Genomic DNA, 22,685 nt, shown 5'->3' on the forward strand with positions numbered 1-22,685 from the left:
TGGGCGGGGCGTCTTTCTGGTCGTGCATGAGGCGGTCGTGCGGGTGCGGCGGCGCAGGGCGGCCGCGTAGCGGGGGCCGAACCGGTCGCACCACCGGCGGATCGCCTCATGGGAGACGGTGATCGCGCGTGCCAGGAGCAGCTCCTCGACTTCGCGGAAGGAGAGCGGGAAGCGGTGGTACAGCCATACTGCGTGGGAGATGACCTCCGCCGGAAACCGGAACCCCTTGTACGACGGCCCTTCCCCGGCGCCCTCCGCCACCAGCTACTCCCGAACGATCAACAAACCCGGCTACCATTCCGGCCCGGAGACCACTCAAGGCCACGAAGTTAAGGGCGTGGGGGAAACTGCAACTCGCCTGACGGTTGGGGACCTTGGGGATGCGAGAACGGGACCTCTGGTAGAAGCGGGAGACCGACCAAAGTCTTCCTGCCGCGAGAGGTCCCGTTGTCCGACCAGTCTGCCACCACGACGCTCACCCGTACCATCACGGTTGCGGATGGTGTCTTCGCTCCTGGCCACCTGGGCGAGCTGACCCAGTACCTACCCTTCGAGCTCGTCGATGACGTGCTGGAACAGACGCGAGCCGTGCAGCACCGGCTGCGACAGCTGCCGTCCCGGGTGGGTGTGTACTTCGTGCTGGCCTTGGGGCTGTTTCCCGGTCTCGGGTACGCGCGGGTGTGGGACAAGCTGGTCGCTGGCCTGCACGGACTACCACTACCGGCCCCGTCGGAGAAGGCCCTGCGCGATCTACGCCGACGGCTGGGGCCCGCTCCGTTGAAGGCACTGTTCGAGGTCATGGCCGGGCCCCTGGCTCAGCCCGCGACGCCGGGGGTGTGCTATCGGCGATGGCGGACGGTCGCTTTCGACGGCTGCAGCTCCATTGAAGCCCCTGACCAGCCCCGTATCCGCGCTCTTCTGGGCAAGATCCGGCGTACCCGTGGCGGCCTGGAGGGCTATCCACACCTGCGGCTGATGGCCCTGTGCGAGACGGGCACCCGCGGACTGCTCGGTGCGGTGTTCGGCCCGACCAACACCGGAGAGACGATCTACGCCCGTCGGTTGCTGCCGCTGTTGAACCCGAGCATGCTACTGCTCGCCGACCGGGCCTTCGACGGCAGCGGCTTCCTCACCGCGGTGGGCGACACCGGAGCCCAGATGCTGATCCGCCATCTGGGCCGCGCTGCCCGACGGCTCTTTCCTCACTCGCATCGACGGCCGGACCTTCCGCATCATCGACGCAGACGTGACCGTCATGTGCGGCGACGGGCACCGCATCCGCGACCGTTACCGGCTCGCCACCACCTTGCTGGACCACCGGGCCGACCCGGCCGCGCGCCTCGTGCACCTGTACCACGAACGCTGGGAGGTCGAGTCATCCTTCCTGGCCCTGCGCCACACACTGTTCGCCGGCCGAGTCCTGCGATCGGCCGACCCCTTCGGCCTGGAGCAAGAACTCTGGGCCCAGCTCGCCCTCTACCAGACGTTGCGCCGCGCCATGGTCGATGCCGTGGAGTCCGCACCGGGGACCGACCCCGACCGCGCTGGCTTCACCGTGGCCCTCCAGGCCACCCGCGACCAGGTCATCACCGCGAGCGGCATCATCCCGGCCACCGCCACCCCTCGGGCCGAAGCCATCGGTAAAGCCATCCTGAACAACCTCCTGCCGCCTCGCCGCGCCCGCCTCAGCGCCCGGAAAGTGAAGTGCCCTGTCTCGCGCTACCCCGTCGAACAGAACGAAAAGCGCCCCGCACGCAGCCAGAACATCGTGTCCATCGCCGTCGACGTCCTTGCCCGTGCCGCCTCACGACCCTCCCCGCGGCTGCCAGAGACCATGAACGCCCGCTCCGGGACGAGCCGCTGGGACCGGGCCCTCCAGCTCCTGCGCACCGAGCCAGACCGGTCCTGGCGGACCATCGAACTCGCCGCCGCTCTAGAAATCAGCCACTACCGCAGCTTCTGTGCCCAGTTGGGACAATGGACCAAAGAAGGGATACTGCAACGCCTCGGACGCGGGCGCTACACACTCGCTGCGGAGTTGATCGCTCCCACCTCGTCCCAAGGTCCCCAGCTGTCAGGCGAGTTGCAGTTTCCCCTGCGTCCTTAACTTCGTGGCCTTGGGAGACCACTCACTCAACTTGACAGTGCCGACTCAGAAGTTCAGCGAGCGTCTGGAGTTGGTCCTCGTACTCGCCGGGGCTCGCGTCCAGCTCCTAGTCCGTGAGCCCGCGTTTCGTCGCCATCCCGCGCAACATGGCGTACATCTGTCTCTGGCCGTCGTCATAATGCTTGATCATGTTGTTGCGGGTGTCGGTGTCGACCTTGGCGTTCTCCTCGTTCACGTGAACCGTGGCTCGCCAGGTTGTACCGCCCCACCAGCGGGCGCTGTCACCCGGACGTGGCACCGCCCTGGTCGCCTTGGCCTCGGCCATGGGTGCTGGCCAGGGTGACGAGCGCGATGTGAGGGACGGCGTTCAGGCAGAGTTCCGCCGCCGTGCTCGGATCGGTCGCGGTGCGCGCCTCCTGCAGCGCCAGCAGACCGGTCAGCACCGCGGAGTCGACCGCCTCGTCGAGAACCTCGTCCGCGGCGAGTTCGCCGCCGGCCACCAGCTCGCGCAGCCAGGCGGCTGCCTCTGCGGACCGGTCCGCCACCGCGCGGCCAGCTGGCTTTGTTCATGAAAACGGGTTCTGGCTCAACTTCTGTTTGCGCCGTGAGGCGCTGTTGGTTCGAGTGGAGGTGGAAGGCCTGCACCAACCCGCTGTCGCAGCAGCTGGGTTGAAGCTGAGGGCAGCCTGATCCGGGTGATGCCGGGGAGGGTGAGAGCGGCCCTGACGAAGCCGGGACGTGACCAGTACTGCCAGATGGGGCGGGTCCGGCAAGTGTGATGGAGAGGAGTACGCGAGGAACCGGCGTTTTACGTCTCTTAACGAGCCTCCGGCTCCAACCTGGTGGATCTGGGCCGGAAGCGGTGCGTACTCGGGTCATCCTTTCGGGTGGTCTGACAACTCCTGGGTCGGTTTACGAAAGCTGGCCGGGAGGCCACGAGGAAAGCCTGCGGCGTACTCGTGGCGATGCCGCAGGGACACAGTCGGGCTCCTACTCCGTCGAGCGAACCACAGTGAACACGGGAACCGTCCCGAACCTCGCCCCGCTACCTGTCTCCAGCAGGCTGCCGGGGCTGGGCGCATCGACCGCCGATCGGTCCGGGACGGGGCGGAGCCGCCGTAGTACTCCGAGGCCGGGAAAGCCGGCCGCATGGGGAAGGGCGGCAGCGGTATCGAGAAGGGAAGGACGCTGCAATGCCGGAAGATGCCCCGCCGAATGGCGGAGCCCCGGGCCCTCGGGCCCGGGTACTGGAGATGCAGGCCAAGCTTCACCGTTGGGCGGTGGCCGATCCCGGCCGCCGGTTCGATGACCTGTTCAACTTCGTGCACGATCCGGCGACGCTGTTGGTGGCGTTCGACCGGGTCGCGGGCAACCGGGGAGCCCGGACTCCCGGCGTCGACGGCCTGACCGCCACCGACGTCGAGGAATCCATCGGTGTCCCCGGATTCCTGAACGACCTGCGGGTCGCCGTCAAGGGCGGTGCGTTCTGTCCTCTGCCGGTGCGGGAACGCAGCATTCCCAAGCCGGGAGGCTCGGGAAAGGTCCGTAAACTCGGGATTCCGACGATCGCGGACCGGGTCGCTCAGGCAGCGCTGAAACTGGTGCTGGAACCGATCTTCGAGGCCGACTTCAAGCCGGTCTCCTACGGGTTCCGGCCCCGACGGCGGGCCCAGGACGCCATCGCCGAGATCCACTATTTCGGCACCCGGGGATATCGCTGGGTGCTGGATGCGGACATCGAGGCGTGCTTCGACTCGATCAACCACACGGCCCTGATGGACCGAGTGCGTCATCGGGTGAAGGACAAGCGTGTCCTGTCGCTGGTCAAAGCCTTCCTCAAGGCCGGGATTCTTACTGAACTCGGTGAGAACAAGGAGACGTTGACCGGCACCCCGCAAGGCGGCATCCTCTCCCCGCTGCTGGCGAACATTGCTCTGTCGGCGCTCGATGAGCACCTGCACGAGACGTGGGAGCCGGGCGGGACGATGGCCACCGAAGGTAAACGCGCCCACCGGCGCCGCAAGGGTCGGCCGACGTGGCGGGTCGTCCGCTACGCGGACGACTTCGTCGTCCTGGTGCACGGCACCGAGGCCGACACTGCGGCACTGCGCGAAGAAGTCGCTGACGTGCTCGAACCTCTGGGATTGCGCCTGTCGCAGGCGAAGACCCGGATCGCGCACATGAGTGATGGGTTCGACTTCCTGGGCTTCCGCATCCAGTGGAAACGCAAAGGAGGCACGGACAGATGGCACGTCTACACCTTCATCGCGGACCGGCCCATCCGGTCCTTGAAGGCGAAGGTCCGTGCTGTGACAGGCAGGACATCGCAGCAGGATCTCGCCACCGTGCTGATCAGACTCACTCAGATCATGCGCGGTTGGGCCAACTACTTCAAGCACGCTGTCGCCAAGCATGTCTTCACGAAGCTTGACGCCTTCGTGTGGTGGCGTCTGATCCGCATGCTGCGGGAACGTCACCACTGGAGTTGGGGCGAAGTCCGCCGCCGGTTCACCACCCCCACCGGGCGGTGGCTACCGATCGCGGCGGACGGGGCCGAACTGTTCCAGATCGCATCGGTCACGGTCAGCCGTTACCGATACCGGGCCAGCAGGATCCCCAACCCATGGCACCCTGCGAACCCCGTCTGACGGCAGAGACCGTGGAGAGCCCGTTGCGCTGAGAGGCGCACGGCGGGTTCGGCGAGAGGTCCGGAGAAACGGACCGGGAGCAATCCCGGCACCGCGCTCCGGGCCTACTCAGCGGTGCCGACACGGTGAGTGACAGCTGGGAATGAGTGGGGCGGTGTGCACCGGGGCTGAGGGGGTCGGGCCGTGGTGTTACAGGGCGATCAGCCCTGCTGCTGTCTCCCGGAAGCCACAGGCGTCGAAATAGAACGAGCGCAGATGTTCCTCGAAGTCGACGTGGAGCCACTCGCACTTCGCGGCACGGGCTTCTTTGGCTGCGACTGCGACAAGCGCGGCGCCAACCCCTATCGACCGAAGATGCTGGGCGACCACCGTGTCCAGAATGAAGGCGTGTGCTCCGCCGTCCCAGACAACGTTGACGAATCCGATCAGATCGCCATTTTCCCTCGCGCAGACCCAGCCAAGGCTGTGGCGCTCAAGCCGTGCTTGCCAGTCGGTCTGAGCGACCGGGGATCCGAAACCGTCGGCGTGCAATCTGTTGAGGGATGCGTTGTCGAAGTCGCCTTGCCACTCATACTTGATCGCCACGTCCAGATCCTAGTGCCGAGAAGGTACTTGGTCCGCATCGACTACTGGGCGAGGAGAACCCGCTTCCGGAGGAGACGGAAGCCGGCACGGCCGAACATCTGGCGCTTGAGCATCTTGATCCGGTTGACATGGCCTTCGACGACACCAGAGCTCCAGGGGAGGGTCAGGCCGGCGATGACGGCGTCACGGTCGCGGCCGATGCCCGCGGCGAGGGTGTGGAGGCTGGGGAGATCGTCTTGTCTCACGGCGGTGAGCCAGTCCGGCAGGAGCTCGCCCTGGCGCTCGGTGAGCATGGTCGCGAAGGACCGGACGTGCCTGGTGAGTGCATCGATTTCGGGACAGTTGGCCCGGACGTGCTTCAAGCGGAGTTGTTCAGTCTCGGAGAGGCTTTCCGGTCGGCGGAGGACCCACCCGGCGACGATCCGGGGCGAAGGCGCACGGGCCGTCACCGGCCCTGGTGAAGTGCGTTTCTGGCGGAGGTAGGCGCGAACCCGCTGGTAGCTGCCCGTGTAGCCGAGCGGAACGATCTCCTCCCACAGCTTCCAGGCGTTCGTTCCGCCCTCGTTCCAGCGGTCGTCGAGATAGGGCTTGTACTCGTCGAGAACCGAGCGCCGTGCTTGCCACTGACCGGTGAAAAGATCTTCTGGCCTGGCAGCGTCCGCGTACCGTTTGACGGTTCGGCTGGTCATGCCGAGCTGCCGCTGGATCGCGCGGCGGCTGTGCCCCGCCTCCACCAGGGCGTGGACCGTGGCGTGAACGGTCCGGGTTCGGTCGGCGAACCGGTGGCCGGTCGGCCAAGGCGAGTCGGAGGACTCCTGCACAGGTCCTGGCTCCGCCTCGGGCGTTTCAGGTGTCTCGGGCACCAGGACACGCAGGCATCGCCGGTGCTGGGCGATGCTCCGCTCGGCTGCCTCACTGAGGTTGTGCCAGAGGTGCCACCGGTCTGCGACCTGCACGGCCTGCGGGGCGCCGACGGCGGCGCCTTCGGCGAAGAACGGCGCGCGGTCCCGGCAGACCACCTCGATTCCGGGCCGCTGGGCCAGCCACGCAGCCAGGGTCGACGACTCCCGGTCAGGCAACAGGTCGATGGGCCGGCGGGTCTCGACGTCCACAAGAACGGTCCCGTAGTGGCGGCCCTTGCGGGTGGCGTACTCGTCGACGCCGACCACCCGCGGAGCGGGCACCTCCGGCTCGGGAAGCGCGTCGACCAACCGCAGGACCGTGCTGCGGCTGACCGCCCCGCCCACGATGGCAGCCAGCCGGGCACCGGCCCGGCCGGCCAGGGCAAGACCGATCGAGGCCAGGGTCGAGCGGAGCCGCTCGGTCCGCTGACCGTTTCTCCGGGTCAGGCCGGGTATCTGCTCGACGAACGTGCGACGTCCGCACTCAACGTTCCCGCAGGTGAACCGGCGGACCCGCAACTGGAGAACCACGCTTCGTCCCGCGCTCGGAACCCTCTCTGTCAGCCTTGGGTGAGACATCCCGTTCTGCGGGGTTAGCCTGAGAGGGCACGACAGGAGAACCGTCCCTTATGCCCAGTACAGAGCCCGTCGGGTCCGAGCCGGCGCCGAGGCCGAAGCGCCGCACTTTCACCTCGGAGTACAAGCTGCGAATCGTCGCCGAGTACGACGCCGCGCCCAGGAACGAGAAGGGTGCGGTCCTGCGCAGGGAACGGCTCTACCACTCGCATGTCAAGGAGTGGCGGGCCGCCCGGGATGCCGGGGCCCTGGAAAACCTGGTCGACCGCCGGACCAGCCCGGCCCGTGCGAAGAAGTCCGCCGCGGAGGTGGAGAACGAAAAGCTGCGGCAGCAGGTGGAGCGGTTGCAGAGGGACCTGGCACGGAACAAGGCCGCACTCGAGGTGATGGGAAAAGCTTCCGCGCTCTTGGAAATGATCTCCGAGAGCGCGGACTGAAGCCTGCCGCCGACCCTGTCGTGGACGAGGCGTTCACCAGCGTCGAGGTTCAGCTGGGCATCACGGCCGCCTGTCGGCTGACCGGCCGCTCCCGCGCCACGCATTACCGTCGGCTCCGGCCCCCACCACCACGCAGAACACGTGCCCCACAGATGCAGCCGTCGGCCCTGACGGCCGAAGAGCGTTCTGCGGTACTCGAGTTGATGAACGGCGACGAGTACGCCGAGCTGGCGCCCGCGCAGATCTGGGCCCGCGAGCTGGATGCCGGGCGCTATCACTGCTCCGTCTCGACGATGTACCGGATCCTGCGCGAGCAGGATCAGTCCGGTGAGCGCCGACGGCAGGCCACCCATCCCGCCAAGGCGGTGCCCGAGCTGGTCGCCACCGGGCCCTCGCAGGTGTTCACCTGGGACATCACCAAGGCGGCCGGGCCGGCCAAGGGCGTCTGGTATCACGCCTACGTGATCATCGACATCTTCAGCCGGTATATCGTCGGCCACACCGTCGAGCGAGCCGAATCAGCTGTGCGGGCCGAGGAGCTGATCCGCGAGACCATCGCCCGCAACGGCATCGTGCCCCAGACCGTGCACGCGGACCGCGGCACCTCGATGACGTCGAAGAAGGTCTCCCAACTACTGATCGATCTGGGCGTGACGCGGTCGCACTCGAGGCCGAAGGTCTCCAACGACAACCCTTACAGCGAGGCCCAGTTCAAGACCACGAAGTACATGTCGGATTATCCTGAACGGTTCGATTCGCTGGCCCACGCCCGCGAGTGGTTCGACGCGTTCATCGCGTATTACAACCATGAGCACCGGCACTCGGGTATCGGCTGGCACACACCAGCCTCCGTCCACTTCGGGACCGCCGAGGAAGTCCGCGACCAGCGCGCGGTCACCCTCGCCGAGGCATACGCCCGCCACCCCGAACGCTTCGGCCGCCGCCCCAGACCACCCGAGATACCCCAGACGGCCTGGATCAACGACCCGGCCAAACGCAGGGAACCCGCACCACAAACCTCATAGCGTCACGACCGTCTCACTGGACTTGAAATCTTCCGGAACATCATCGGGAAATCGCAGGTAGGAGCCGTGCACCTTGGCTGACCATGCCCCACAACCCGGACACGAGGCACCAGCTGCGGTGCACCGCACATCAACACGCACTATCGCGATGTTCACGTCTACCGACAGCACCGCGACATCCGCGATCGACGGGAACAACAGCTCCTCCAGCCGGAACAAGATCTCATTCACAGCCACGAACTATCGGCCCAGCCACGCATGCCACTGCTCGTTTTGAGGCAACTTACCTGGCCGCCCCAGGGAGTTCAGTCGTTACTCACAGTGCACGGACCACACAACCTGAGCCAGAACCACTACTGGTGAATAAAGCCACCGGGCTTACGGCTGCACCGCCCGGGCTACGCGTCACGGAGCAGGCGTAGTTGAAGGGTCTTCTCCAGGGCTTGGGAAGCGGCCGGGCGTGGGCGGCCAAATGCGGCAAGGACGGGTGTGGCGCTGGTTGGGCTGGGTTTTTTGTGAGGCTGAAGGCGGTGGGCTGGGCGTTCGTAGCGTCGCGGGATCCGGATGGGCAGGCCGGAGCGAGTCTGGCCTGCTGGCGGGTAGGGGCGCTGCGGGCCCTTCCAGATGCGGGGCATGTCGGTGTTCATGTAGTCGCTCACCACTTGGTCACGGAGGTAGTCGTAGTCGGGGCCGTTCGCGGCTGCGGTCATCAGTAGGACGGGGGGTTGGGGTGGCACGGCCGTCCGCGACGCGGATCTCGACGACAGCCGGAGGCTGGCGGGCGTGGGTTTGCGCGATCCGGTCCCACGCTCGTTCCCACGGTCTGACTTTGCGGGGGGAAGCGCCGAGGGCTTCCATGAACGCGGTGACGTGCTCGCGGGAGGGGACCGCTTCCCCCCGCAGAACGGCGCTCAGACTGCTCTTCGGGAGCCGGAAGTGCCGGCCATCAGCGGTCCGCCCGGCCTCGGATTGCAAGTAGCCCAGAGACGGCTGGCCCTCCCTGGCACGGACCTGGATCATCGCCCGGCGTAACTGACCGAAGGTCTCGATCAGTTCCGGGTGAGTGAGTGCGGAGCGCACCGAGGTGGCCAGGTCCTGGAACTCTGTGGTGGTCTCCTCTCGACGCCGGAGTTCTTCCTCGGAGCGGCGGGCGGCTTTCCACAGGCGGATCGCGTCTGCGGGATCGGCGTCGCAGGCTTGTGCGTAGGCTTCGACGAGTTTACGGGAGGGGACTTTCCCGCTGGCGCCGCGCGAGAGCATGGTCGCGGTGAACCGGTATCCGATCAGTTTGGCCATCGCCGCGTAGGTGACGCCTCGGCGCTCGCGCTGGGCACGTAGCCACAGCGCGAGCGCTTCGGACTGCCGGGTTCTGCGGCGACGGCGTTCTCACGCCGTCCCATAGGTGGGTCAGACTGCCTCGGGCGAGGGCGCTGTCGTCGTGCGCATCGCCCTCAGCGAGCTGACGGCGACGTAGAGGGCGCCTGCGATGAACTCAAGAGCGCCGAACATCGGCAGGCCGGCCAGGGCGAGGGCTCCTGCCACGAGGATGACGACGAGGATGATGACCACCTCGCCGGGCGTCAGCGCGCCCGGGTAGGCGCTGGGCGAGGACGGCGGGAAGAGTGATGAACGCATGCGTGTCTCCAACTGGCGTCGCGTCAGAACCCTGAATAGGGCGCGGACTTGGGCTGCACCGTGAACAGCTGACGGGGACTTCCAGGTCCGGTCCGTCAACGTTCGGCGATCCTCTCACCAGTAACCCGACCATCACAATGCGTGGCCCTTCGGGCAAGGGCGTTGATTCATGAACGTCCAGAGCCCGGGTCCGCGATGCGGGCGAACGGGTGGACGAGCCGGCAGCCGGCTACCAGGAGGCTGCAGGTCAGGAGAATGAAACCAATTTTTTCATTCGTTTCCGTCCATCCGGCGTTGCCGAAGGCACGCACGCGATGACACCCTCCTAGCAACGCTGTCTCGGGTACTCGTACCCGAGGTCTCCCTGGCGTCGTGGCTGCACCATGGAACAGGGACCGGGCATCACCGCGTTCCAGCGCGGCGCCCCAGAGGGTGGCGCATCCTCACCGGATGCGGCCACCCTCCGCACCCTCATAAGCCAAAGCAGTCAACCGGTTCATGGAATCTGTCCCTGCACACATACGGCTTCACCCACGGCATAACGAACTCCCCCTCCCCCGACGGGCAGCACCCCCTTTCCGCAGCCGATCCACCAACCGGGCCAGGAAGTCCCCGTCCGAGCGGCAGCGGTGCCTGAGCGCGGGAAAGCCCCGGCTGGCCGGGGAAGACCGGCCGGGACCGTGAGGTGTGTGGGTGCGGAGGGTGGTCACCTCTCGGCGGAGGGCTCCATGGGGCTCCAGCCGAACGATCGACAGGGCTGCTCGGCGCGGGTGACGGCCCCGCTCACGGTCCACCGGGCCGTGCTGGCGCAGTGCACCGACCTCGCCGGTGACGGTTCTACCCCCGGCCGGGCGCAAGGCGCACCGGATGCCTGACCTCATGTGAGGTTCCGCTGGACGTGGTAGTGCCACCACACCAGGCCTCGCGAACTGCGGCGTTCGAAGGAGAGGCGATCTTATGGCTCAGGGCCTCGCACGCATCCAGGTGCGAGACCCTGAGCCGCGGCCCTCTACCATTCGGTCTGAATGGGGGTCACCAGCGGGAGTGGAAGTACAGGGCGTGGAAGGCGGCGCGCAGCGGGGCGGCTCCCGCGCCAGTGTCCGTCCAAGTGGAGCCGGCGTCATTGGAGTACGTCATCGCGTGCCTGCCCTTGGTCAGCACGCGCAGCTCGCTGTGGTCGATACCGGCTTCCTTGCGGTAGAGCACGATGTGACCGGCCACCCATCGCACCCTGGGCCATGAGCAGCGCGCCGATCCTGGTGCACCGGCCGTCGCCCACGGGTGGGCGTCGGGTCACCTGCTGCGGGCAGATTCTCGGGCTCGCGCACGGCGATGGGGCCACAGCACCGCTTTGCCGCCGTCGGGCGGCGAGCGACCGGAGTCGCTGTAGGCCCGGCCGGGTCCGCGCCCTGCGCCGGCGCGGTGACGCGTCGGCCGGCGCCGCCGGTGTGGCGGCGCCGGCCTGCCTGACGCGGCTGGTGGACGGGTCAGGCTGCCTTGAGCTGGGCCGCTATCCTCACGACGCGTTCGGCCTGGTGGCGGGCGGCGGCGCGGGTGGTGTCGTCCACCGGGTTCGTGCCCTGCCCGTCCACGTGCGAGGTGCCGTAAGGGTTGCCGTCGGCGAACTTGACCGGGTCCGTGAAGCCGGGGGCGACCACGATGCCGCCGAAGTGGTGGACGCTGGTGTAGAGCGCCTGGAGCGTCGTCTCCTGTCCGGCGTGGAGGGTCGCGGACGAGGTGAAGCCGCTGTAGACCTTGTCGGCCAGCTTCCCCTGTGCCCACAGCCCGCCGAGGGTGTCGATGAACTGCTTGAGCTGCGAGGAGAGGTTGCCGAACCGGGTGGCGGATCCGAACAGTACGGCGTCGGCCCACTCGATGTCCTCGGGTGTCGCCTCGGGGATGCCCGCGGTGGCGGCGTGGTTGGCTGCCCACGCCGGATTGGCCTCGATGGCCGCCCGCGGGGCCAGCTCGGCGGCCTTCACCAGGCGGACCTCGGCACCGGCCTTCACACCGGCATCGCGGAGCTCCTCGGCTATCTCGGCGATGGTGCCGGTGGAGGAGTAGTAGACGATCGAAAGCTTGACGGGAGTAGCCACGGCAGCGGCTCCGTTCCTTGTGGGGATTCTGGTGGGGTTGTCGCGAGACCGAACTAGACGACCGGTCCACTAATTCAAGGTAGACGACCGGTCCAGATGATTCAAGGCCGGGTGCCGCGGTTACGGCGGGAGCGACGAGGCCCGTGCGATCAGGCGGTGACGGCAGTCCTGCCCGGGTCGTTGGGGTGGGACTGCAGGACCGTCACCACCGAGGTCATCCACGGCCAGAGCGGCAGTGCGCCGAGCACCTTCTCGTACAGCTCACCCTCGTCGGCGGCCCGCCACAGACCGATGCTGCGCAGTTCGCCCACCGGGCGCCACAGCCTGACGAGGTGACCGGCCGCGGCCAGCTCCCCAGCCCTTACGGATTCCTCGGCGCGACGGCGGTCGACCTCCGCCGGGTCGGTGCCCTCGGGAACGGTGGTGGTGAGCTCGACCAGGAACTCCTTCATGGCACTTCTCCTTCTCTCTGCGGGGCCTACCGGCCCCTCGTGACGACGCACACGAGGCGGCGCAGCCGCCCTTCCGCGGGCGCACACCCTGCCGCCACGACGGTACGCACGCCTTTTGAAATATTTCGACCGGTCGTCTACTTTGACATAAGTGACCGGTCGGCTAGTCATCTCATCCTCATCTCCCTGGAAGAAGGTCATCATGAGCACGCAGGTTCAGAAGGTCGCGGTCGTCACGGGTGCGTCGCAGGGCATCGGAGCCGGGATTGTCACCGCCTACCGCAAGCTGGGCTATGGCGTCGTCGCCACCTCGCGCCGCATCCCCGCGTCGGACGACCCCGACGTCGTCACCGTCCAGGGCGACATCGCCGACCGCGCGACCGCAGAGCGCGTCATCGCCGCCGGCGTCGAGCAGTTCGGCCGTATCGACACGCTGGTCAACAACGCGGGGATCTTCGTCGCGAAGCCCTTCACCGACTACACCGAGGACGACTACGACGCGGTGCTCGGCGTGAACCTGGACGGTTTCTTCCGCATCACCCAGCTCGCGGTGGAGCGCATGCTCGAGCAGGGCGGCGGTCACGTCGTGCAGATCACGAGCACGCTCGCCGACCAGGCCAGCTCCAGTGTGACCTCCGTACTCGCCTCTCTGACCAAGGGCGGACTGCAGTCCGCCACCAAGGCGCTGGCCATCGAGTACGCCGGCCGCGGCATCCGCAGCAACGCCGTGGCGCTGGGCACCATCAAGACACCCATGCACCCCGAGGAGCATCACGCGGCACTCGCGGCACTGCATCCGGTCGGCCGTATGGGCGAGGTGAGCGACATCGTCGACGCGGTCGTCTACCTCGAGAACGCCCCGTTCGTCACAGGCGAGATCCTCCACGTCGACGGCGGCCAGAGCGCCGGGTACTGAGCGCGGGCACTCAACGCCTGGCTTCGCCCGCGCGGGCCCGAGGCGGGGCGCGCCACCGTGCCCGTGCCCTTGCCAGCCGCCCCGGAACCGGCTGCCGACGGCCCGGCGCCGACGACGAACCGGCCGGCACCGGCCCCCTCGGGGACCGGCCCGGGGCGGGCCACTGCCTCCTGCCGGACCAAGTCCGTCCCCATCTCACGAGGAGAGAAGACACTCCATGACCTCGCCACTCGACGGCCTCGCCGTGGACAACCCGGTTCTGGCCGCGCCGATGGCCGGCGGTCCCAGCACCCCCGCACTGGTCGTGGCGGCGGCCCGTGCGAACGGACTAGGGTTCCTCGCCGGCGGATACAAGACCGCCGACGCACTGGCCGAGCAGATCGCCGAGGTCCGACGCCACGACATCGCCTTCGGGGTCAACCTCTTCGCTCCCAACCCCCTGCCGGTCGATCCGGAGGCCTTCCGACGCTATGCCGCCGCGATCGCCCCCGAAGCCCGGGTCTACGAACTCGACATCCAGGCAGCGGAAATCGTCGAGGACAACGACCACTGGTCGGACAAGATCGACTTGTTGCTGTCCGCACCGGTACCGGTCGTCAGCTTCACCTTCGCCATCCCGGACACAGCCGTCATCGCCTCACTGCGCGCCGCCGGAACCCTGGTCGTCCAGACGGTCACGTCACCGGCGGAGGCCCGCCTGGCCGCGGACGCGGGCGCCGACGTACTGGCCGTACAGGCGTCGGCCGCCGGAGGGCACTCAGGCACACTCACCCCAGAACGTGTTCCGGCCTCCGTCCCACTGACCGATCTGCTGGGGCAGATACGGGAGGCGGTGTCGCTGCCGCTCGTCGCCGCGGGCGGGCTGGCCACCCCGGCCGGCGTGGCCGAGGCACTACGCGCCGGGGCCGAGGCGGTAATGGTCGGTACGGTCCTGCTGCGGGCGGACGAAGCCGGTACGTCGCTCCCCCACAAGGCGGCCCTGGCCGACCCGAAGCGCCGCCGGACCGTGGTGACCAGGGCGTTCACAGGCCGGCCCGCACGGGCTCTGGCCAACCGGTTCACCGACCACTACAGCGGCCTCGCCCCCTCTGGCTACCCCGCCCTGCACCATCTGACCAGGCCGATGCGCCAGGCCGCCGCCGCGGCCGGCGACCCCGAGCGGATCAATCTGTGGGCCGGGACCGGGTACCGCCAGGCCACCGCCGAGCCCGCCGCCCAGATCCTGCGGAGACTGGCCTCCCACGTCTGAACGCCCTCGGCGCCCGACGCACACCAAGGCACCGGCAGTCCGGGACCTCCGGGCCAACGGGACTCTGGCGCCCGACACTCCGACCCGCCGGCAGCGGACCGGGGCTCATGCCTCGGCCGCTGCCTCCTGCGGCGCCCGGGCGCCCAGCAGAGCCAGGCAGTTCGCCCAGAGAACGCTCAGCTGGGACGTGCTGTTGTAGAGCTTGGCGAACAGCACCTGTCCTTCGAGCTGCGCGACGACCGATCGCGCCGCCTCACGGGTGTCGGCGACAGTGACCTCGCCACGCTCACGCGCCTCGGCGACGACCGACTCCACCATGTCGACCTGGGCGTCGAAGATCTCCTGCAGGCGTCGGCGGATCGCTTCGGTCTGATTGCTCAGCTCCAACGTGAGGTTCCCGAACAAGCAGCCGGAGACGGTGCCACAGCTCTTCTGCCCCGCGCGCTGGATCGCCTCGGTCTCCTCGAAGAGCTGCCGCAGCCGCTGCAGAGGGTCGGCGTCGCCGCGCAGAACACGGGCCCACTCGCGACGCTGGTCGGCCCAGTGCTCGTCGAGCACAGTCAGCGCCAGAGCCTCCTTGGACTCGAAGAAGTAGTAGAAGCTCCCCTTGGGCACCCCGGCCGTCTTGCAGATCTCGGCCACGCCCAGCGCCGAGTAGCCACGCAGCTCGATGAGCGACTGCGCGGTGCTGATGATCTTTTCCCTGGCGTCACTGGTCCGTCCCATGGTTGCAAGTATACGACCGCTCGACTATTTTGTACTGGACCGGTCGGCTAGCAACTCCGCGGGACCACTCGGTCGCAATCCGCGACCGTCCGCAGCTGGAGCCGCTGCCCGCACACCCACGCGCAGATGAGAGCTAAAGCAATGACCCACCCGATGCATGACGTCCTTCGGCGCTGGAAGGCCGCTTTCGACGGCCACCAGCCCGACACCATGGCCGATCTGTTCACCCCGGACACCCTCTTCCAGGGCTTCGGACCCGCCGTCCTCACCGGCCGGGACGCGGTGCGGGGCTACTACACAGCCGTACCGGCCGACCGAAGGGCCGAGGCAACGATCCTGCACACATACACGATCGGCGAGCAGGTCGCCGGAGGCTTCGCGGACGTCACGTTCGGCGACGCGCACGACTGGGAGGCCCATGTACATCTGTCGCTGGTCCTCCGCCTCGACAACGCCGGCTGGCAGATCCGCCAGTACCACGTCTCCCGCGTCGACGCCGAGCACTAGGGCCTGCCTGGAGTCGTGATGACGTGGATCGAACATTCTGCGGCCACTCAACGATCACGCTTGACTGCTTTCCGTAAGCGCTCGCGAGAGCGGATCAGCGCCGAGATAGGGCACAACCTGTATGATTTCCGTGAGGACTGATTCGTCGGTTGCCGAACACATGTAGCAGAATGGCTGATTCTCGCCGCATATAACTCCCCGTCAATCACGATGTTTCAGCGCGCTGGTCAGTTCCCGATTGGCGGCCTGGGCCGCATCGGGCGTTGTCACGTTGTCGGGGGTATAGGCGTCTGGCGGTGCGTCAGGGCGTGGTCGAGGCGGCTGTCGGCTGTCGGTCAGGCCGTGGCGGGCAGGCCGGCGGTGCCGGTGATCTGGTCCCAGATCGTGAAGCGGACGGTCATCTCGAGGCGGTGGTCGGGTGCGGTGCGGTGGTAACGGCCGGGTCGGAAGTGGGGCGAGATACCGCTGAACGCGGCCAGGAATCTTTGGGCGCCACCGACGCTGCGGAAGCCCTTCATCGCGCGCTCGCGCTGCCTGGTGGGCTGGTGCGAGTTCTCCGCCCGGTTGTTCAGTCCTTTGTGGGAGCGGTGCTCGACCGAGGGCATCACCTCGCGGTGGGCGGCGCTGTAGGAGCGGAGCTTGTCGGTGACGACCACCCGCGGCACCGTGCCGGTCTCTTTGAGGAGTCTGCGGAAGAAACGCCTGGCCGCGGCCTTGTCGCGGCGGTTCTGGATCAGGATGTCGAGCAAGTTGCCGTCGACGTCGACGGCCCGCCACAGGTACTTCACCTCGCCGTTGACCTTGATGAAGACCTCGTCCAGGTGCCATTTATCGCCGGGCCGAGGACGGCGGCGCCGCAGGCTGTTCGCGTAGGCCTGGCCGAACTTCAGGCACCACCGGCGCACCGTCTCGTAGGACACCATGACGCCGCGCTCGAGCATCAGCTCCTCGACCTCGCGGAAGCTGAGCGGGAACCGGAAGTACAGCCACACGCAGTGGGAGATCACCTCGACCGGGTACCGGTGCCCCTTGTACGACGGCGGCGTACTGTCCACGGACAACCCCCTCCACCATGATCAACCCGAAGATCATCCCACCCGTCAGCCAACGTGACAGTGCCGTCCGTCGACCTGCGGCCCTTGAAGGCGGTCGCGGGCTCGGGGGGCAGCGGCTCCACCGCGGGGCCGGAGGGGATACCGACGACACGCGATCCGCGAGGTGACGGAATGTACGTCGCGGTCAACGGACCGGCGGCCGAGGCGGGTTGGGGCGACACTCTCCCCGCGGCGCGTGCGGTCAGGGTAAAGCGGTTGCTCGCAGGCGGACTGGTGACGATCATCATCACCGATGACTGGTGAACTTTCTTCTGTGAGGGGTCTGCGGTGACGATCGTGACGAGGGCTGACGGATTCGATCCGGCTTGCCTGGAGGAGGCCGTCTCCGCAGTGGCGCAGGAAAGGGGGTTCTCCGGCACGGTCCGGGTCACGCGTCACGGGGAGCCGGTATTCACCCGCGCGTTCGGGATGGCGTCACGGCGGTGGTCCATACCGAACACGTGCGACACGCGATTCCGGGTGGCGTCGGTGTCCAAGATGTTCACAGCGGTGGCCGTCCTGCAGCTCGTCGAGCGGAAGCAGGTCTGCCTCGACGACGCGCTGGTGGGCTTCGTGAAAGAGCACATGCCCCAGCTCGATCCGCGTGTCACGGTCCACCACGCCCTGACGATGACGGCGGGCATCGGCGACTGGTTCGAGGAGGGCAGCGACGACTGGGAGGCCGAATGGGCCGCCCTGACCTCCTCCCACCCGCTCTACCTGCTGCGGAGCAACAAGGACTACCTGTCGCTGTTCGCCGGTAAGCAGCCCCACTTCCCTCCCGGGGAGCGTCATCTGTACAACGGCGCCGGCTACATCCTGCTCGGCCTGCTCATCGAATCGGTGACCGGCCGCTCCTTCGAGGAGGTCATCGCCGACGATGTATTCGCCCGTGCCGGAATGAGCGCGGCAGGATTCCCGGCCCTGGACGACCTGGGGCCGGACATTGCCGAGGGATACCTCACCACCGCCGGCAGCCCCACCCCGTACCGGACCAATCACTACGCGACCACCCCCGGGGCCGCCGCCGACGGAGGGGCTACCTGTAGCGCCGCCGATCTGACGGCCTTCGCCCACGCACTGCGCCACGGGCGGCTGCTGAACGAGGAGACCACGCGCCTGGCTCTGACCCCGCAGGTCGACGAGCGTGAGGAGAAGGTCCGCGGCTACCAGTGGATGTACGGCTTCGGCCTCACCCACATCCTCGACGACGAAGGAACCATCGTCCGCTGGGGCCACACGGGCGAGGAGGACGGGGCCAGCGCCCGCCTCTATCACTACCCGCAGCAGGGCCTGGACGTCGCAGTCCTCGGCAACATCAGCTGGTGCGCCGGCGACATGGGGTGGGCCATCCACGACGCCCTGGTCGGCAACTGAGCAGCCGCGTGCCGCGTTCGCGACGCCGGGCGCTCAGCAGACCGGACAGGCATCGAAGGGTGGAACTGGACAGATCGAGCCCCAACAACAAGCTGAGATCTCTACCGAACCCGGGGTGCCTCTGTGTCTTGTCAAGTCCCTTGGATAGGGAGCGGCTTGGCTTTTCGCTCATCGGCGATCATGACGCGCCACACGTGGTCGGCCAGGCGGCGTTTCAGGCACCGCTTCGCTTCCTTCGGCGTCTTACCCTCGGAGAGTTTGCGCTGGTAGTAGGCGTGTCCGGGTGATTTCGGCATCCGTATCTGCACGACCGCGATGGTGTGGAGGACGGAGTTGAGCTGGCGGTCGCCGGAGCGGGAGAGCCGGTGGCGGGCTTTGTCCGCGCTGGCGATCTCCACCGGGGCGGCACCGGCATAGTTCGCGAATGCCGCCGAGGTGGAGAAGCGGTGAGCCCGTCCGGTGCGGCCGATCAGCCGAGCGGCCATGACCGGCCCGATGCCCGGGGTGTCCATCAGCGTGCTGCTCGATGCCTCTACCAGGCTCTGCATCCGGGCAGCGTTGTCCGTGAGCTGCTTGTCCAGTTTCCGGATCTCGGCGACCAGGTCCCAGGCGATGTCCTTCCGGACGGTCTCGATATCGCCGGCGGGGCGGACGGATCGCAGCAGTTTGGCGGCCAGGTCCGCGGACAGCTGTGGCGGGGCGCCGCCGGGCAGCAGGTCACGCAGCAGCGCGTGGAGCTGGTTGACCGTGCGCACCCGGGCCTGGGCCAGGTTCACACGCCGTTCGTCCAGGAGGGCCAGCGCCGTGGTGTGATCCTCGGGCGCGAGATCCCGCCCTTCTCCCTGCAGATAAGCAACGGTGGCTGCGGCCGCTGCGTCTATCTGGTCGTTCTTACGCCGTCCACCGCGGGAAAGTTCGCGCACCCGGCTGGTCGCCGCGGCAGGCACGTCGACGACGCTCTCACCGCGGGCGATGAGCCACTGGGCGAGATGCCGGCCCAGGCCGTTGGCGTTCTCCACAGCCCACTTCCGCTGTGGCCACCGCTTGGCCCAGGCCAGCAGCCGCCGGTAGTCCGCCAGACTGGCCTCGATCCGCATCGACCCGACCTGCTGGTTCGAGACCGGCTCGACGGCGGTGGCGGTGTGGGTGGACTTGTGTGGGTCGACACCGAGCAGTATCACGGGACCTGATTCCTCACAGTCGGACGACGGGGACAGCCACGGTCGACACGCCGACTTCCGGAACCAACCTGGCCGGGACACGCCTCTGCTGAGTCAGACCGCGGACGGACACCGGACCGGCGACATACCCCGGGAGAGCCAGCCCCGAAGAGCGGCAGACGGTTCACGAGTCACCCGGACTGGCGTCCTACGGCACGCTACGAGCGGCCAACCCGACCGCGTCCCGCTTTCCCCATATAAGTCGGCGGTTCAGACCTCCCCATTGCCTATTTCTTGGCAAACTCGATAACGGCTAACACCACTCCGACGACCCCTGCGATTTCAGCAGCTACGGTAAAAATAGAGCGCTTAGGGCCCTCGTCGATATTGTCCGGGTAGAGCCATACACCGACTGCCGCCAATAGACCGATGAAGATTGCTAGGGATCCGTCACCTTTATCCAAAGAATGCAAGACGAGAAATGTTGCGGTGCTAACTAAGAGGAATAACCCTACTTGCTTGTCAGTCACTGCTTCCCCCTCCGTCACAACCCCATGCGGCCGCCTTCTGGCTCCTGGCGAACAGCACAGACACCGGATCGTGCCACTCGGACGCTTGGTAGAGCTGAGCCGCCGTCACCTACCTGCATAGACTATTGGACAACGCCTTAGGGCTGTCCCGTATACGCCACCGCAGGCCAGCGCTCGGCACGTCGGGTGGCACGCATGCTGCTGGCCGCGCAACCGGAAGGAGCTCACGGAGAAACTCGAATTCGAGCATGAGCAGTGGTCGTATGCAAAGCACAGAGCCGACGGGTACACGCAGGACACCCTCTCCTTCAGCCTCACGTGATGCCGCGGCGCGCCGGGCCGTGGCCCGTTGCTATAAGAAGGGGCATGGGAATCTGGACCGACGCCTTCATCCCGCCCCCGGCACCAACTCTCGTGCGGTCGGAGGCGTTCGGCCGGCTCGCGGTCGAGCTGGCGCGAGAGCGTGTGGTCCGGACCCCGTGGGCGCTCCTCGCGGGGAACCTCTGCGTCAACGCGAGCCTCAACTGGGGCAGCGTCAGCGGCCAGGCCAACCGGGACCGGCCTCCCGTCGGTGCGGTGCTGCAGACCGAGGCGTACCCGTGGGACACAGAGGACCCGGACGACGCCCCCCGCCCCGGGGCCCCTCGCACGAGGAGGCCCGGCTGCTCGCCTCCGGCGAGAAGGTGCTCGACATCCTTCCGGCGCTGCGGGCCGCCCCGTACGGCGACGCGGACGTCGCCGTACTGGATCCTCAGCTCCCAGAGGAACTTCTTCGAGTTCCCCTTCGGCATCCGGCAGATCTCAATTCCAAGGGGGCGCCACGCCGTTCGTGCCCTTTCTGGCCCTGGGTCACGTCGAAAGGGCTCTGACTGATCCCCCGCCTCCGTGAGACTTCGGGCCCGGCCTTCCGCTCCGTCGAAGGACCGGGCCCGTGCCGTGTGCCGGCCCCGTACGACCGGTCTTGCCCGAAGTCCCCTTTTCCCCTGCCCCAGCAAAGACCGGCCCATGTCAGCCATCCCACTGCCGGCGCTTCCGCCTCAGTGAGGCAGCTCGGTGTCGAAGAGCTTGGTCACTGAGGTGACGAGCATCAAGGCGTACACGGTGTTGATACGCGAGTACTGGGCCTTGGAGACTCCGTGGGCACTGGGGTGTCTACCGAACGTGCGGGGGATCCCTCTCTGTCAGCCTTGGGTGAGACATCCCGTTCTGCGGGGTTAGCCTGAGAGGGCACGACAGGAGAACCGTCCCTTATGCCCAGTACAGAGCCCGTCGGGTCCGAGCCGGCGCCGAGGCCGAAGCGCCGCACTTTCACCTCGGAGTACAAGCTGCGAATCGTCGCCGAGTACGACGCCGCGCCCAGGAACGAGAAGGGTGCGGTCCTGCGCAGGGAACGGCTCTACCACTCGCATGTCAAGGAGTGGCGGGCCGCCCGGGATGCCGGGGCCCTGGAAAACCTGGTCGACCGCCGGACCAGCCCGGCCCGTGCGAAGAAGTCCGCCGCGGAGGTGGAGAACGAAAAGCTGCGGCAGCAGGTGGAGCGGTTGCAGAGGGACCTGGCACGGAACAAGGCCGCACTCGAGGTGATGGGAAAAGCTTCCGCGCTCTTGGAAATGATCTCCGAGAGCGCGGACTGAAGCCTGCCGCCGACCCTGTCGTGGACGAGGCGTTCACCAGCGTCGAGGTTCAGCTGGGCATCACGGCCGCCTGTCGGCTGACCGGCCGCTCCCGCGCCACGCATTACCGTCGGCTCCGGCCCCCACCACCACGCAGAACACGTGCCCCACAGATGCAGCCGTCGGCCCTGACGGCCGAAGAGCGTTCTGCGGTACTCGAGTTGATGAACGGCGACGAGTACGCCGAGCTGGCGCCCGCGCAGATCTGGGCCCGCGAGCTGGATGCCGGGCGCTATCACTGCTCCGTCTCGACGATGTACCGGATCCTGCGCGAGCAGGATCAGTCCGGTGAGCGCCGACGGCAGGCCACCCATCCCGCCAAGGCGGTGCCCGAGCTGGTCGCCACCGGGCCCTCGCAGGTGTTCACCTGGGACATCACCAAGGCGGCCGGGCCGGCCAAGGGCGTCTGGTATCACGCCTACGTGATCATCGACATCTTCAGCCGGTATATCGTCGGCCACACCGTCGAGCGAGCCGAATCAGCTGTGCGGGCCGAGGAGCTGATCCGCGAGACCATCGCCCGCAACGGCATCGTGCCCCAGACCGTGCACGCGGACCGCGGCACCTCGATGACGTCGAAGAAGGTCTCCCAACTACTGATCGATCTGGGCGTGACGCGGTCGCACTCGAGGCCGAAGGTCTCCAACGACAACCCTTACAGCGAGGCCCAGTTCAAGACCACGAAGTACATGTCGGATTATCCTGAACGGTTCGATTCGCTGGCCCACGCCCGCGAGTGGTTCGACGCGTTCATCGCGTATTACAACCATGAGCACCGGCACTCGGGTATCGGCTGGCACACACCAGCCTCCGTCCACTTCGGGACCGCCGAGGAAGTCCGCGACCAGCGCGCGGTCACCCTCGCCGAGGCATACGCCCGCCACCCCGAACGCTTCGGCCGCCGCCCCAGACCACCCGAGATACCCCAGACGGCCTGGATCAACGACCCGGCCAAACGCAGGGAACCCGCACCACAAACCTCATAGCGTC

The 22,685-nt window shown here is 67.5% G+C and carries 22 protein-coding genes and 4 pseudogenes; 11 read left to right on the top strand and 15 right to left on the bottom strand.

Annotated elements, in window-relative coordinates; all coding sequences use genetic code 11:
- Positions 1–45: 45 nt before the first annotated feature.
- Positions 46–261, bottom strand: a pseudogene (locus OG978_RS41025) (IS6 family transposase); the annotation flags it as partial.
- 186 nt (positions 262–447) lie between these two features.
- Between OG978_RS41025 and OG978_RS41030 the strand changes: the two are divergent.
- Positions 448–2,107: pseudogene (locus tag OG978_RS41030) on the top strand (transposase domain-containing protein).
- A 106-nt stretch (positions 2,108–2,213) separates the two neighbouring features.
- Here OG978_RS41030 and OG978_RS41035 read toward each other — a convergent pair.
- Both OG978_RS41035 and OG978_RS41040 read right to left on the bottom strand, forming a co-directional pair.
- Positions 2,214–2,342: a hypothetical protein gene (locus OG978_RS41035; protein ID WP_326763265.1), complete on the bottom strand. Its 129-nt coding sequence runs from the start codon at positions 2,340–2,342 to the stop codon at positions 2,214–2,216.
- 46 nt (positions 2,343–2,388) lie between these two features.
- Complete coding sequence (locus OG978_RS41040) at positions 2,389–2,652, bottom strand: hypothetical protein (RefSeq protein WP_326763266.1); 264 nt, start codon at positions 2,650–2,652, stop codon at positions 2,389–2,391.
- Between the two features lie 648 nt (positions 2,653–3,300).
- On the opposite strand from OG978_RS41040, the gene ltrA reads away from it, so the two are divergent.
- Positions 3,301–4,755 carry a group II intron reverse transcriptase/maturase gene (gene ltrA, locus OG978_RS41045; protein ID WP_326763267.1) on the top strand — a complete coding sequence of 485 codons (1,455 nt, stop codon included), beginning with the start codon at positions 3,301–3,303 and terminating at the stop codon, positions 4,753–4,755.
- Between the two features lie 189 nt (positions 4,756–4,944).
- On the opposite strand, the gene OG978_RS41050 is transcribed toward ltrA, so the two are convergent.
- Together OG978_RS41050 and OG978_RS41055 are read right to left on the bottom strand one after the other, a co-directional pair.
- Complete coding sequence (locus OG978_RS41050; RefSeq protein ID WP_326763268.1) at positions 4,945–5,340, bottom strand: GNAT family N-acetyltransferase; 396 nt, start codon at positions 5,338–5,340, stop codon at positions 4,945–4,947.
- A 41-nt stretch (positions 5,341–5,381) separates the two neighbouring features.
- Positions 5,382–6,800, bottom strand: a pseudogene (locus OG978_RS41055) (ISL3 family transposase); the annotation flags it as partial.
- Positions 6,801–6,871: 71 nt separating this feature from the next.
- Between OG978_RS41055 and OG978_RS41060 the strand changes: the two are divergent.
- Both OG978_RS41060 and OG978_RS41065 read left to right on the top strand, forming a co-directional pair.
- Positions 6,872–7,255 (top strand): hypothetical protein, encoded by a 384-nt coding sequence (locus OG978_RS41060; RefSeq protein ID WP_266726502.1) that lies wholly within the window; start codon positions 6,872–6,874, stop codon positions 7,253–7,255.
- Between the two features lie 20 nt (positions 7,256–7,275).
- Positions 7,276–8,280 (top strand): IS3 family transposase, encoded by a 1,005-nt coding sequence (locus OG978_RS41065; protein ID WP_326763270.1) that lies wholly within the window; start codon positions 7,276–7,278, stop codon positions 8,278–8,280.
- 33 nt (positions 8,281–8,313) lie between these two features.
- Here OG978_RS41065 and OG978_RS41070 read toward each other — a convergent pair.
- From OG978_RS41070 to OG978_RS41095, 6 genes and pseudogenes are all read right to left on the bottom strand, one after another.
- A pseudogene (locus OG978_RS41070) lies at positions 8,314–8,511 on the bottom strand (ISL3 family transposase); the annotation flags it as partial.
- A gap of 435 nt (positions 8,512–8,946) precedes the next feature.
- A complete protein-coding gene (locus tag OG978_RS41075; protein WP_442817629.1) occupies positions 8,947–9,576 on the bottom strand; it encodes a hypothetical protein in 630 nt (209 codons plus the stop codon).
- Positions 9,577–9,687: 111 nt separating this feature from the next.
- Entirely contained in the window at positions 9,688–9,915 is a 228-nt protein-coding gene (locus OG978_RS41080) for a hypothetical protein (protein WP_326763272.1), read from the bottom strand.
- A 1,032-nt stretch (positions 9,916–10,947) separates the two neighbouring features.
- Positions 10,948–11,136, bottom strand: a complete 189-nt coding sequence (locus OG978_RS41085) for a hypothetical protein (RefSeq protein ID WP_326763273.1) — start codon at positions 11,134–11,136, stop codon at positions 10,948–10,950.
- A 266-nt stretch (positions 11,137–11,402) separates the two neighbouring features.
- Positions 11,403–12,011 carry an NAD(P)H:quinone oxidoreductase gene (wrbA, locus tag OG978_RS41090; RefSeq protein ID WP_326763274.1) on the bottom strand — a complete coding sequence of 203 codons (609 nt, stop codon included), beginning with the start codon at positions 12,009–12,011 and terminating at the stop codon, positions 11,403–11,405.
- Between the two features lie 149 nt (positions 12,012–12,160).
- Positions 12,161–12,463 carry a muconolactone Delta-isomerase family protein gene (locus OG978_RS41095; RefSeq protein WP_326763275.1) on the bottom strand — a complete coding sequence of 101 codons (303 nt, stop codon included), beginning with the start codon at positions 12,461–12,463 and terminating at the stop codon, positions 12,161–12,163.
- Positions 12,464–12,665: 202 nt separating this feature from the next.
- Between OG978_RS41095 and OG978_RS41100 the strand changes: the two genes are divergently transcribed.
- Both OG978_RS41100 and OG978_RS41105 read left to right on the top strand, forming a co-directional pair.
- Complete coding sequence (locus tag OG978_RS41100; protein WP_326763276.1) at positions 12,666–13,379, top strand: SDR family NAD(P)-dependent oxidoreductase; 714 nt, start codon at positions 12,666–12,668, stop codon at positions 13,377–13,379.
- A gap of 217 nt (positions 13,380–13,596) precedes the next feature.
- Positions 13,597–14,628: a nitronate monooxygenase gene (locus OG978_RS41105; RefSeq protein ID WP_326763277.1), complete on the top strand. Its 1,032-nt coding sequence runs from the start codon at positions 13,597–13,599 to the stop codon at positions 14,626–14,628.
- Between the two features lie 105 nt (positions 14,629–14,733).
- Here OG978_RS41105 and OG978_RS41110 read toward each other — a convergent pair whose 3' ends face one another.
- Entirely contained in the window at positions 14,734–15,354 is a 621-nt protein-coding gene (locus OG978_RS41110) for a TetR/AcrR family transcriptional regulator (RefSeq protein WP_326763278.1), read from the bottom strand.
- A 153-nt stretch (positions 15,355–15,507) separates the two neighbouring features.
- Here OG978_RS41110 and OG978_RS41115 point away from each other — a divergent pair, with 153 nt between their 5' ends.
- Positions 15,508–15,861, top strand: a complete 354-nt coding sequence (locus OG978_RS41115; RefSeq protein WP_326763279.1) for a nuclear transport factor 2 family protein — start codon at positions 15,508–15,510, stop codon at positions 15,859–15,861.
- Positions 15,862–16,196: 335 nt separating this feature from the next.
- On the opposite strand, the gene OG978_RS41120 is transcribed toward OG978_RS41115, so the two are convergent.
- Complete coding sequence (locus OG978_RS41120) at positions 16,197–16,916, bottom strand: IS6 family transposase (RefSeq protein WP_442817630.1); 720 nt, start codon at positions 16,914–16,916, stop codon at positions 16,197–16,199.
- A 171-nt stretch (positions 16,917–17,087) separates the two neighbouring features.
- Here OG978_RS41120 and OG978_RS41125 point away from each other — a divergent pair, with 171 nt between their 5' ends.
- Both OG978_RS41125 and OG978_RS41130 read left to right on the top strand, forming a co-directional pair.
- Entirely contained in the window at positions 17,088–17,219 is a 132-nt protein-coding gene (locus OG978_RS41125) for a hypothetical protein (protein WP_326763281.1), read from the top strand.
- Positions 17,220–17,306: 87 nt separating this feature from the next.
- A complete protein-coding gene (locus OG978_RS41130) occupies positions 17,307–18,332 on the top strand; it encodes a serine hydrolase domain-containing protein (protein WP_326769879.1) in 1,026 nt (341 codons plus the stop codon).
- A 131-nt stretch (positions 18,333–18,463) separates the two neighbouring features.
- Here OG978_RS41130 and OG978_RS41135 read toward each other — a convergent pair whose 3' ends face one another.
- Both OG978_RS41135 and OG978_RS41140 read right to left on the bottom strand, forming a co-directional pair.
- On the bottom strand, positions 18,464–19,513 hold the full coding sequence (locus OG978_RS41135; protein WP_326763282.1) for an IS110 family transposase: 1,050 nt from the start codon (positions 19,511–19,513) through the stop codon (positions 18,464–18,466).
- A gap of 266 nt (positions 19,514–19,779) precedes the next feature.
- Positions 19,780–20,022: a hypothetical protein gene (locus tag OG978_RS41140; RefSeq protein ID WP_326763283.1), complete on the bottom strand. Its 243-nt coding sequence runs from the start codon at positions 20,020–20,022 to the stop codon at positions 19,780–19,782.
- 1,250 nt (positions 20,023–21,272) lie between these two features.
- On the opposite strand from OG978_RS41140, the gene OG978_RS41145 reads away from it, so the two are divergent.
- Both OG978_RS41145 and OG978_RS41150 read left to right on the top strand, forming a co-directional pair.
- On the top strand, positions 21,273–21,656 hold the full coding sequence (locus tag OG978_RS41145) for a hypothetical protein (RefSeq protein ID WP_266726502.1): 384 nt from the start codon (positions 21,273–21,275) through the stop codon (positions 21,654–21,656).
- 20 nt (positions 21,657–21,676) lie between these two features.
- A complete protein-coding gene (locus tag OG978_RS41150) occupies positions 21,677–22,681 on the top strand; it encodes an IS3 family transposase (protein WP_326763270.1) in 1,005 nt (334 codons plus the stop codon).
- The last annotated feature ends 4 nt before the right edge of the window (positions 22,682–22,685 follow it).

Origin of the sequence: Streptomyces sp. NBC_01591, from assembly GCF_035918155.1 — a bacterium.
Classification (GTDB): domain Bacteria; phylum Actinomycetota; class Actinomycetes; order Streptomycetales; family Streptomycetaceae; genus Streptomyces.